This window comes from Streptomyces odonnellii (assembly GCF_000981895.1).
Lineage (GTDB): Bacteria > Actinomycetota > Actinomycetes > Streptomycetales > Streptomycetaceae > Streptomyces > Streptomyces odonnellii.
In genome coordinates, this window is the sequence record NZ_LATD01000011.1 from 17866 (window position 1) to 28546 (window position 10681).

A 10681-nucleotide genomic window follows, 5' to 3' on the forward strand; every position below is an offset into this window, starting at 1 on the left:
ACGCCCCGGCCCCGAACCGCCCGCACGGACGACCCCCGGTCGACACGCCGGTCGATATCCCTTTCCGTGGGGATATCGACCTCGCGACCTCTGGAGGCACCGTGCGGTCCGACGGCTACGACTCCGACGGCTACGACTACGACTTCTACAGTTGCCTCGCCGGTCCCCTGACGGAGCCGACGGGGCCGGAAAGGCCGGGCGGACCGGACACCAGCCGCGCGTACCGCGTGCGCTACCGCAGTCTGCTCGCCCGTGAACCCCACCGGATACGCGCGGTCCTGCTGATGGCCCTCGCCCCGGTGCTCTCCGCCGCCCTCCTCGTCTATCTGGTCTGGCCCACCCACCGGACCAGGCGCGAGGGCGGCGAGCGCTGGCTGGCCGTCTTCGACCAGGTGATGCTCGGCTCGATCGGGCTGATCTCCCTGTTCATGCTCGTCAACGTCACCTCGGTCGCCCACGCCACGATGGTCGCCAGGGACCCCATACCCGTGCCCGCGGAGGCGGGTACCAGGGTCGCGTTCCTCACCACGTACGTACCGGGCAAGGAGCCGCTGTCCATGGTGCGCGGCACGCTCGAAGGAGCGGTACGGCTGCGCCACTGCGGCCCGCTCGACGTATGGCTGCTCGACGAGGGCGACGACAGCGAGGCCAGGGCGCTCTGCGAGGAGCTGGGTGTCCGTCACTTCACCCGGCACGGGGTGCCGGAGTGGAACCAGCCGAAGGGCGCGCACAAGACACGTACCAAACACGGCAACTACAACGCGTGGATCGCGATGCACGGCGACGAGTACGACTTCTTCGCCTCCGTCGACACCGACCACGTACCGCTCCCCAACTACCTGGAGCGGATGATGGGTTACTTCCGCGATCCGGATGTGGCCTTCGTGGTGGGACCCCAGGTGTACGGCAACTACACCTCACCGGTCACCAAGGCCGCCGAGTCGCAGCAGTTCCTCTTCCACGCGCTGATCCAGCGGGCCGGAAACCGCTATCACGCCCCGATGTTCGTCGGCACCAACAACGTCGTCCGGATCAGCGCGGTCAAGCAGATCGGCGGGCTGTACGACTCGATCACCGAGGACATGGCCACCGGCTTCGAACTGCACCGCAGGCTCAATCCCCGTACGGGCCGCTACTGGCGCTCCGTCTACACCCCCGACGTACTGGCCGTCGGCGAGGGCCCCGCCTCCTGGACCGACTTCTTCACCCAGCAGCTCCGCTGGTCCCGGGGGACGTACGAGACGCTCTTCACGCAGTACTGGAAGGCGCCCTTCCGGATGCCGCCGGGCCGGCTGCTCAGCTACACGCTGATGCTCGTCTACTACCCGATGACCGCGGTCAACTGGCTGCTGGGCATTCTGAGCTGTGTCCTGTTCCTCTGGCTCGGCGCCTCCGGCACCCAGGTGTCCTCGTCGGTCCTGCTGATGCTCTACAGCGACGCCGCCGCTCTCCAGATCGGCCTCTACCTCTGGAACCGGCGCCACAATGTGTCCCCGCACGAGCCGGAGGGCTCTGGCGGGCTGGCCGGGATGGCGATGTCCGCGCTCTCCGCGCCGATCTACCTCCGGTCGCTCGGCTCGGCGGTGATCCGCACCCGCGGCAGCTTCGTCGTCACGCCCAAGGGCGGCAGTGCCAGCCCCGACCGGCTGATGACCTTCCGGCTGCATCTCTACTGGGCCGGTCTGCTGGTCGCCTCGCTGATCGCGTCCGTGTTCCTGGACCACACCCACGCGGCGATGCGCACCTGGGCCCTGCTGGCCCTCGCCATCGCGCTCGCGCCCGTCGCCGTCTGGGGCTGGACCACCTGGCGCGGGGAGGTCCGCCGCAAGGCCGCCGTGCCGGGCGAGACCGTCACCGTGCCCGCCCCCGGGCCGGGCGAGGAGCCCGAGCCCGCGCTCGCGACGACCGGCGGGAACTGACCGGCGCCCGGCGGGTACCGACCAGCGCCCGGCGGGGACTGGCCGGCAACGGCTGGGGACCGACCGGCGACCGGTGCGAACCGACCGGCGACCGGGGGCATGTGACCGACGACCGGAGGGAACCGACCCATGGCTTCCTACGCGTACCGACCGACGAAGAAGTTCAAGAAGACCCTGCTCGGCGGCGGGGCACTGGTCCTGCTCCTCGGCCTCAACGCCCCCGCCGCCGTCTCCTTCGCCCAGGAGACCTACCACGCGTACAAGATCTCCCGGCCGGGCTACAAGCGGCAGTACGGCTCCTGGGCGCTGCTCGACGTCCCGCCGGAATACCGTACGAACGCGATCCACGCGGCCCTGCTGCACACCGGCAAGGTGCTGCTCATCGCCGGATCCGGCAACAACCAGAAGAAGTTCGACGCGGGCTCGTTCGACACGGTCCTGTGGAACCCGGCCGACAACACCTTCAAGAAGATCCCCACCCCGGAGGACTTCTTCTGCTCCGGCCACTCCCAGCTCCCCGACGGACGGCTGCTGGTGGCGGGCGGCACGGCGCGGTACGAGGTGCTCGACGGCGGGATACGGCGGGCGGGCGGCGGTATGCGCGTCAAGAACGAGAACCCGGACCGGTCGTACACCTTCAAGAAGGGCACGCGCTTCCGCTCCCCGTCGGGCGTCGAGTACGTCAGCACCGCCGATGTGACCGTGCCGAGGGCCAAGAAGCAGCTCCAGGCCGGATACGGCAAGGGCGACCGGATGCAGCCCTGGCGCCCCAAGGTCACCGCCGGCGAGGCGCGGGTCTTCGTGGAGGCGGTCAAGGAGGGCCCGCAGGCGCTGACGACCCAGGCCGCGCAGTACGAGATCCTCGGCCTCAAGGGCAAGGACGCCGCCAATCTCTACGGCCTGGCGCAGAAACTCACCACGGAGAAGCAGGACTTCCAGGGCATCAGATCGGCGTACGAATTCGACCCCACGGCCGAGAAGTACATCCGGGTGGACCCGATGAAGGAGGCCCGCTGGTATCCGACCCTGGTGGGTCTGGAGGACGGCAAGGTGCTCGCGGTGTCGGGCCTGGACGATGTCGGCGCCGTACTCACCGGGGACAACGAGGTGTACGACCCGAAGACCAAGAAGTGGTCCAAGGGCCCCACCCGCTACTTCCCGACCTATCCCGCGCTCTTCCTCACCAAGGGCGGCAAGCTCTTCTACTCCGGTTCCAACGCGGGGTACGGACCCGCGGACAAGGGCCGCAAGCCCGGGCTCTGGGATCTCAGGACGAACACGTTCACCGGCATCGACGGGCTCACCGACGGCGACCAGACCGAGACGTCGGCCTCCCTGATGCTCGCGCCGGTCCAGCGCCAGCGGCTGATGCTGCTGGGCGGCGGGGGCGTCGGCGAGTCGTCCAAGTCCACCGCGCGTACGGCGATCATCGACCTGAGCGAGGAGAGCCCGGCGTTCCGGGAAGGGCCCCGGCTGCCGCAGGGCACGCGCTATCTGAGCAGCGTGCTGCTGCCGGACGACACGGTGTTCACCACCGGCGGCTCGTCGGACTACCGCGGCCGCAGCGCCAGCGACATCCTCAGGGCGCAGTTCTACGACCCGGCGACCAACGCCTTCCGCCGCGCCGCCGACCCCACCGTGGGCCGCAACTACCACTCGGAGGCGCTCCTGCTGCCCGACGGCCGCGTGGCCACCTTCGGCTCGGACCCGCTCTTCGACGACGCCGACAACACCAAGCTCGGCACCTTCGAGCAGCGCATCGAGATCTACACCCCGCCCTACCTCCAGGGCGACCGCGCCTCGGACGGCAACCGCCCGGCCCTGGGCGAGGGCCCCCGCCGCACCGACCCCCACGGCCGCGCCACCTTCCGCACGGCGCATCCCGACCGCATCACCAAGGCCCGCCTGATGCGCCCCAGCGCGGTCACCCACACGACGGACGTCGAACAGCGCTCGATCGAACTGAAACTCACCAGGACGAAGGACACGGTGACGGTGGAAGCCCCGAAGGACCGCACTCTGGCCCCCGCGGGCTGGTACATGCTCTTCGTCACGGACAAGGAGGGCACTCCGTCGCAGGCGAAGTGGCTCCTGGTGGAGTAGCCGCGCGCCGGGCTGCGGAGAAGGCGAGCGGACTCAGGAGACCAGCCGCACCGCAGCCGCAGCGTGGATTACTCCGCCGAGGCCGGCTCACGGATGCCCCGCAGCATGGCTGTAAGGACTGGCCCGTCCGCTGAAGGCTGCTGCGTACTGATCTCCCGGTAGCCCCAACGCTCGTACAGGGCCTTGACCTTGCCGTTCCCGGCGAGGTGGTTGACCAAGAGGGACACTTGCTCCTCCGGCCGGGCGGCGAGCAATTCGTCATGGATGCGCCGGGCGGTGCCGGTACCGCGCCATGGCTCCCGCAGCATGATTTCTTTGAGTGCGATGGTGGACCGACCGGTGACGTTTTCGGGCAAGGGCGTGGTCATCCGGCGCCACCAGCGGTCATCGGATGCGATGGTGTTGACATAGGCGTAGCCCACGGGTTTGTCTCCGTCGTACCCGATGACAGTCTCCCAACCGGGTTCGCCAGCGTGGCGGGCGAGCCGTTCCCCGTACCGCTCCACCGAGTAGTGCGGCTGGTGGAGATGGTCGGCACGTACCTCCGCGTAGACCGCGATCAGTGTGTCCCACACACCGTCAATACCGGTGGAGTGACGCAATTCAATGCCTTCACTCGTCACTGCGGACTCCTTCGACTGGCATGGGCGTATTCATCCCAGATGCGGGTGTGGGGGCTGGAGGGCGCGGTCAGGCGCAGCGTGTTGCCCATGTCCTGCAACATGCTGGTCACCCGTGGGTGCTGGCCGGTGGGGTCGGTGGGGATGGACATGGCAGTGGCTACAGCCAGCTCCAAGTCACCTTGGCCGAGTTGGGATTGAGCCAGGCGGGCGGTGGTGATGGAGTGGGTGCGCCGCATCTCGGGCCGGAGCAATGCCAGGCTGCGGTGCGCGTGGGCTTCGGCGCTCTCGTAATCGCCCAGGGCCAGGTAGGCGGCGAGGGCGAGGTTCTCCAACTCGGCTTGGTCGTAGAAGGCATTCATCCATAGAGGCCGTTGCTCGGCGGGGTCGGCCTGTTCGAGGGCTTCCCGAGCGTGGCCCAGGGTGTGGCGTACCGCTCGCATGTCGCCGGTCAGCCCCTGGATGGCGGCGTGGCGGGCGTGGCCGAGGGAGGCAAATAGCGGGTCGCGGCGGGCGACGGGCAGGCGCCGGGCCACGTCGTTGGCTGCAAGCGCGTCCGCCGGCCGGCCCATATGGCGGTACAGACTTCCGGCGTGGGACCAGATACGGAACTGGATCGTGGAGTCGCCCGACATGGTGGCCAGACTGGATGCTCTGTCGAAGTGGCGTTGCGCGGCATCGAACCGGCAGCCGTCGATGGCAGCCCACATCGCGCTGGAGATAAAGGATGCCGCACATCCGTAGAGGGCTCCACGCACCCGCTGACTCGCCGTGCCGCGTCCCTGGAGAGTTATCGCCTCACCAGCGAGGGCTGAAGCTTGGGTTTCGATGGTGAGCTTGCCGCCATATCGGTGATCGCTGGCGATCAAGACGGCGAACTTCGCGAACAGCCGCCACACATCGCTCTCGCCGATACGAGGCCGCGCGCCGTGGGCCGGTACGGCGGTGGCGGCCAGGGCCACTCCGGTGGACGCACTGATGAAGCGGCGGCGGTGCACTGGATCCTTCGATGGTGCCGTCCGCGAGGAGTCTTCTCCTCGCGGTACGAAGCCCAGCTCGGTGACAGGGCAGTTGAATATGGCCTCCAATGCCGCGCGCTGTCGGTGGTGAGGCCAGTGGGTTTTTCCGGTCAGCCAGTTGCGGACAGTGCGGTCACTGACACTTCCTTCGTATCCGGCGGCCCGCAGGTCGCTGTTCAACGCCTCGGCCAATTCTGCCTGCGTAAAGCCGCATTCCGACATGCGCGCCTTGAGGATCTGGTTCCCCTCCATCCGGCCACCGTAGCCGCGCTGTTGCACCGGGACGAACCGAGCGACATGGAAATTTCCGGTTGCATTCGTTGCACGCAGCGCCGTTTGTTCCTTACGCACTGTGGCCACCGGTCGTTGACTGAGCACAACCGCCGAGCCCGGACAGCTCGGCGGACAGCAGGAGGACGCCCCCCCTCGGCGGAGGCGACGACACCCGCCGGTTCCACCACACCACCCAGAGGTCCTGATGACCGTGAGCGCGACAGCCCCTACGGACGGCCGGCTCGGCTACTCCGAGACGCTGCCCTGTGAGGCAGGAAGTGCCGCAGCCGCCCGCCGCCTGGTGCGCACCGCACTGACCGAGTGGGGCTTGGAGCATGTCGTAGAGGATGGCGTCCTGGTCGTCACCGAGTTGGTGGCCAATGCCGTCAACCACACCCAAGACAGTTCCATCCAGGTCATCGTCACGCGCCCTGCGGACGGTCACGTACGCATCGGTGTGATGGACAGGTCCCGGACCATGCCTGTCCTACGGTGCCCTGCGGACACCGAGGTACACGGACGCGGACTGGCGCTGGTGGATGCCTTGGCCGTCCGGTGGGGGACCGTCCTCAAGGACAGGGGCAAGTGCGTCTGGGGCGAGCTGAAAGCAGAGAGCCGGTGACCGCCCAACCTGCCTCTCCGAAGCTGTCCATCCATCCTCGTACGGCCCAGCCAGGGAGACAGTCATGCATGACTTGATCGCCGCCCCCCTCCAAGACCAGTACCTCATCCTGCGGCCGGGCAGCCGACGCGCGATCAAGGTCGGCCGCTCCAAGTTCGCCGACCTGCACAATGCCGTGTCCAGTGGACAGCCCGTACCGGCCTGGCTCCGGGACGTGGCGCGTCGCACCTGGGGCGTCGACACCTCCGGCCGTCGGGCCGATGCTGCCGTCCTCGTCCGTGAGCCCGGCCCGTACGAATTCAGCCGCGCCACATGGGAGATCAACCTGGGCTGCGACTTCGACTGTGAGCACTGCTACCTGGGTGAGAAGCGGTTCGAGGGCTTGGACTGGGGCGGCAAGGAACGGCTGCTGACCGTGATACGGGACGCCGGGGTGGTATGGCTCCAGATCACCGGCGGGGAACCGCTGATCGACCCGCAGTTCCCCGCCGCCTATCAACTCGCGCACGAGCTGGGCATGCAGGTGGAGTTGCTGTCCAACGGTTCCCAACTGGCCAAGCCGCGGATGATGGAGCTGCTGACCGCTCTGCCGCCCACGAAGATGTCCCTGAGCGTTTACGGGGCGAGTGCCGAGACATACGACGGGCTGACCCGTCGGAGGGGCGCCTTCAGGCGGTTCACACGAGGGCTGGACGCTGCCGTCGCCGCCGGACTGAACATCGACCTCAGCCTGATCATCACCGGCCGCAACGCCCACGAGGCCGACGCCATGCGCGCCTGGGCCGACCGGCTGGGCGTGCCGTACCGGGAGTACGCCAACATCTCCCCGACCATCCATGGAGGCGCGGAGACCCTGCCCTCGCAGTCCCCGGAGCACCTGACTCACAGGGCGCCTTTCACCGGTTGTCCGGCCGGCCACACGTTCTTCCACGCCGACCCCTTCGGCAAGGCGTCCATCTGCAAGGTGGGGCGTGAGCCGAACATCGATCTCTCCACCGAGGGCGTGGCCGGGCTTGCCCGGCTGGGCTCGATCGCAGATTCCCTCATGCTTCGCACCGGAGGATGCGGCGGCTGTCAACTCTCCGGCACCTGCCGGGTCTGTCGGCCGATGGCCAAAGTCTTCCAGGAGGCGAAGGCACCACTGCACAGCTACTGCCAACACGGAATGAAGGAGACCGCGTCATGACCGTCATGGTCGAAATCGCACCGATCCGCACGGCCGAGGACCCCGAAGAGGTCGCCCTGATCGAGGACGTGGAGACCTACACCGCGGCGTCCCAGCCGGGATGCAACGACGACAACCCGTATCGCTGACACCCATCCGCACAGGGCGACCCAATAGGCCAGGGCCATGGCAAGCGCCATGGCCCTGCGCCGTTCCGTGGGAGGCTCCCACCATGCCGACCCACCGCCTGATCGAACTGCCTGCCGACGTACTGGCTGCCATCTCTGAGACCACCGGCCCCGTGGTCAGGACCGAACCCGTGGGCTCCGGGTTCAACAGCGAGATCGCCGCCCGCGTTCACACCGAGAGCGGCACCGTCTTCGTCAAGGGGCTGCGCGCCGATCACCCCCGGGCATGGACCCAGCAGCGTGAGGCGGAGATCAACCCGAACGTCCAGGGCATCGCTCCGCGCCTGCTATGGCATCTGAAACCCGCCGGATGGGACCTGCTCGGGTTCGAGACCGTGAACGGCCGCCACGCCGACTACGCGCCGGGGTCGCCGGACGTGCCGCTGGTGGCCGCCACACTGCGGAGGCTGGGCGACATTCCGTGCCCGAACCTGTCACTCAAGACGATGCCGAACCGGATGGCCGCCTATAGCGACACTCCGGACCTGTTCGCCGGAGACCGGCTGCTGCACACCGACTGGCACAACACCAACGTCCTCGTCGATGACGAGAGCGCCCTCCTGGTGGACTGGGCATGGGCCTCCCAGGGCGCCGGGTGGATCGACCCGGCCCTGTGGGTCATCTGGCTCATGGCCGGAGGCCACACCGCACCCCAGGCCGAGTCTTGTGTCGCCGCGCTCCCTGTATGGACGGGGGCACCGAAGGCCGCTGTCGACGCCTTCGCGGCGGCCAGTGCACGCCTGTGGCGGGAGATCGCGGGCGCCGACCCGGATCCGTGGACCCAGCGAATGGAACGGGCGGCCGATGCGTGGGCGAGGCACCGCATCGGCTCCGCATCCAGCAGCGGGTAAGGAAGCCGTCGCCGCGTATCCACGCGAACCCGGGAAGCCCTCGGTCTGACGGGCTCGGAGTGCGTTTTGGCCCTGGGGATCTGGAGCGTCCATCTCACCGATCCGGCCGAGACCGCACGGGAGTCGGGCGGGCTGCTCGGCTCGCGCGGTCAGGTCTTCGCCTTGCGGGCCAGGCCCAGGGCGTAGTCGGGCCACCAGGTGCCGGCCGGGGGGCCGCCGCGGCAGGGGCCGTCGGAGTCGCCGGGGCGTTTGATCCAGAGGTAGGCGTCGACGAGTTCGTTGCCGGTGTCGGTGGTCGGCGGGGTGCCGAGGGCGCGGCCCGGGGGGTTGCACCAGGCCTCGTCGCCCTGGCCGGCGAGCGGGCCCGCGCCGTTCCTGCTGGTGTCGACGGTGAAGTGGGCGTCGCCGAGCAGACCGGAGAGGCGGGTGCCGAAGGCCTTGACGGCGTCGTTCGTCTGGAAGTTGGAGACATTGAGCGAGAAGCCGTCGGCCTCGGCGACTCCGGCGCGTTTGAGGGGGGCCGTCAGCCGGGCGGGGTCGGCGATCCAGTGCGGGTTGCCCGCGTCCAGGTAGACCTTGGTCCCCGGCTGCTTCTTCAGCCGGCCGATCGCCTGGGCGAGCAGCCCGTACCGCTCGTCGTGGTACTGCGCCGGGGTGCAGCCGTCCACGAGGTGCGGTACGGCGTCGGGCTCCAGGATCACGATGGCGGGGGCCTTGCCGATCGCGCCGGCGAAGGCGTCGATCCAGGCGCGGTAGGCCGCCGCGTCGCGGGCGCCGCCCGCCGAGTACATCCCGCAGTCGCGGTGCGGGATGTTGTACGCGACGAAGACCGCGGTCCGCTTGCCGGCGGCTCCCCGTACCGCCCTGGCGATCTCCGGTACGGGGTCGTCCCCGGCCGGCCACTCGGCCACCGCGCGCTCCGAGATCAGCCGCAGGGCCTTCGCGTCGTCCTGGCGGCCCTCCTTCTCCCACTGCCGCACCTGGCGGGCCGCGTCGCTCTCCGGGTCGATCCAGAACGGCGACGTGGTGACGGCGGCGGCCTCGCCTTCGAGCGTGGCGGCGCCGGTCCCGTCGGCGGCGCCGCTCTTCGCGGCGGAGCGCGGGGATTCGGAGGAGGAGGTTCCGCAGGCCGCGGCCGTCAGCGCGAGGACGGTGGTGACAAAGGCGGAGAAGGCGGCGGTGAGTGAGTACGAGCGGTGCGGCCTGCGGCCGGACATACAGCCCCCTCGGACGACGACTGCCGGGATACGGCTACTGGGGTAGACAAGACCGGATAATCGTTACATAGCGGGCTAATGTCATGGTGCTGCGACACCGTGCGGCCCGCCCCGCCGGGACGTCCGGACCGAAGGGCGAGACAGGGCTGACCGCTATGTGACCAGTGGGTAAGGTCGATGCCGTGCCGAAGCCGCTCAATCTCCCGTTCGATCCCATCGCACGCGCCGACGAACACTGGCGGCAGCGCTGGGGTCCCGTACCCGCCATGGGCGCGATCACCTCGATCATGCGCGCGCACCAGATCCTGCTCGCCGGGGTCGACGCGGTGGTCAAGCCGTACGGGCTGACCTTCGCCCGGTACGAGGCGCTGGTGCTGCTCACGTTCTCCAAGGAGGGCGAGCTGCCGATGTCCAAGATCGGTGAGCGGCTGATGGTCCACCCGACCTCGGTCACCAACACCGTGGACCGGCTGGTGATCGCCGGGCTGGTCGACAAGCGGCCCAATCCCAACGACGGCCGCGGCACCCTCGCCTCCATCACGGACAAGGGGCGCGAGGTGGTGGAGGCCGCCACCCGCGATCTGATGGAGATGGAGTTCGGGCTGGGGGCGTACGACGCCGAGGAGTGCGCGGAGATCTTCGCGATGCTGCGGCCGCTGCGGGTGGCGGCGCAGGACTTCGAGGAGTAGCGGGCCGGGGGGCGG

At 69.0% G+C, this 10681-nt stretch carries 10 protein-coding genes; 7 read left to right on the plus strand and 3 right to left on the minus strand.

The window, feature by feature from the left end:
* The first annotated feature begins 101 nt into the window (after nucleotides 1-101).
* Together WH07_RS01935 and glxA are read left to right on the plus strand one after the other, a co-directional pair.
* On the plus strand, nucleotides 102-1919 hold the full coding sequence (locus WH07_RS01935; protein WP_232788671.1) for a glycosyltransferase family 2 protein: 1818 nt from the start codon (nucleotides 102-104) through the stop codon (nucleotides 1917-1919).
* 129 nt (nucleotides 1920-2048) lie between these two features.
* The gene (glxA, locus tag WH07_RS01940) at nucleotides 2049-4022 is read left to right on the plus strand and encodes a radical copper oxidase GlxA (protein WP_046494513.1); all 1974 of its coding nucleotides are present in this window, start codon (nucleotides 2049-2051) and stop codon (nucleotides 4020-4022) included.
* Nucleotides 4023-4090: 68 nt separating this feature from the next.
* Here glxA and WH07_RS01945 read toward each other — a convergent pair whose 3' ends face one another.
* Together WH07_RS01945 and WH07_RS01950 are read right to left on the minus strand one after the other, a co-directional pair.
* Nucleotides 4091-4645 carry a GNAT family N-acetyltransferase gene (locus WH07_RS01945; protein ID WP_046494514.1) on the minus strand — a complete coding sequence of 185 codons (555 nt, stop codon included), beginning with the start codon at nucleotides 4643-4645 and terminating at the stop codon, nucleotides 4091-4093.
* Nucleotides 4642-6021 carry a helix-turn-helix transcriptional regulator gene (locus WH07_RS01950; protein ID WP_332836333.1) on the minus strand — a complete coding sequence of 460 codons (1380 nt, stop codon included), beginning with the start codon at nucleotides 6019-6021 and terminating at the stop codon, nucleotides 4642-4644. The genes WH07_RS01945 and WH07_RS01950 overlap by 4 nt, the downstream gene beginning before the upstream one ends.
* 118 nt (nucleotides 6022-6139) lie before the next feature.
* Between WH07_RS01950 and WH07_RS01955 the strand changes: the two genes are divergently transcribed.
* The 4 genes from WH07_RS01955 (at nucleotide 6140) to WH07_RS01965 (ending at nucleotide 8760) form a co-directional block, all read left to right on the plus strand.
* The gene (locus WH07_RS01955) at nucleotides 6140-6556 is read left to right on the plus strand and encodes an ATP-binding protein (protein ID WP_046494518.1); all 417 of its coding nucleotides are present in this window, start codon (nucleotides 6140-6142) and stop codon (nucleotides 6554-6556) included.
* 64 nt (nucleotides 6557-6620) lie between these two features.
* Nucleotides 6621-7742 (plus strand): radical SAM protein, encoded by a 1122-nt coding sequence (locus WH07_RS01960; RefSeq protein ID WP_046494520.1) that lies wholly within the window; start codon nucleotides 6621-6623, stop codon nucleotides 7740-7742.
* Nucleotides 7739-7870 carry a hypothetical protein gene (locus WH07_RS41680; protein ID WP_269801341.1) on the plus strand — a complete coding sequence of 44 codons (132 nt, stop codon included), beginning with the start codon at nucleotides 7739-7741 and terminating at the stop codon, nucleotides 7868-7870. Before WH07_RS01960 ends, WH07_RS41680 begins: the two co-directional genes overlap by 4 nt.
* Nucleotides 7871-7953: 83 nt before the next feature.
* Nucleotides 7954-8760 carry a protein kinase family protein gene (locus tag WH07_RS01965; protein WP_046494522.1) on the plus strand — a complete coding sequence of 269 codons (807 nt, stop codon included), beginning with the start codon at nucleotides 7954-7956 and terminating at the stop codon, nucleotides 8758-8760.
* 149 nt (nucleotides 8761-8909) lie between these two features.
* On the opposite strand, the gene WH07_RS01970 is transcribed toward WH07_RS01965, so the two are convergent.
* The gene (locus WH07_RS01970) at nucleotides 8910-9977 is read right to left on the minus strand and encodes a glycoside hydrolase family 6 protein (RefSeq protein WP_046494524.1); all 1068 of its coding nucleotides are present in this window, start codon (nucleotides 9975-9977) and stop codon (nucleotides 8910-8912) included.
* A 182-nt stretch (nucleotides 9978-10159) separates the two neighbouring features.
* Between WH07_RS01970 and WH07_RS01975 the strand changes: the two genes are divergently transcribed.
* Nucleotides 10160-10666, plus strand: a complete 507-nt coding sequence (locus WH07_RS01975) for a MarR family winged helix-turn-helix transcriptional regulator (protein ID WP_046494530.1) — start codon at nucleotides 10160-10162, stop codon at nucleotides 10664-10666.
* Nucleotides 10667-10681 lie beyond the last annotated feature (15 nt).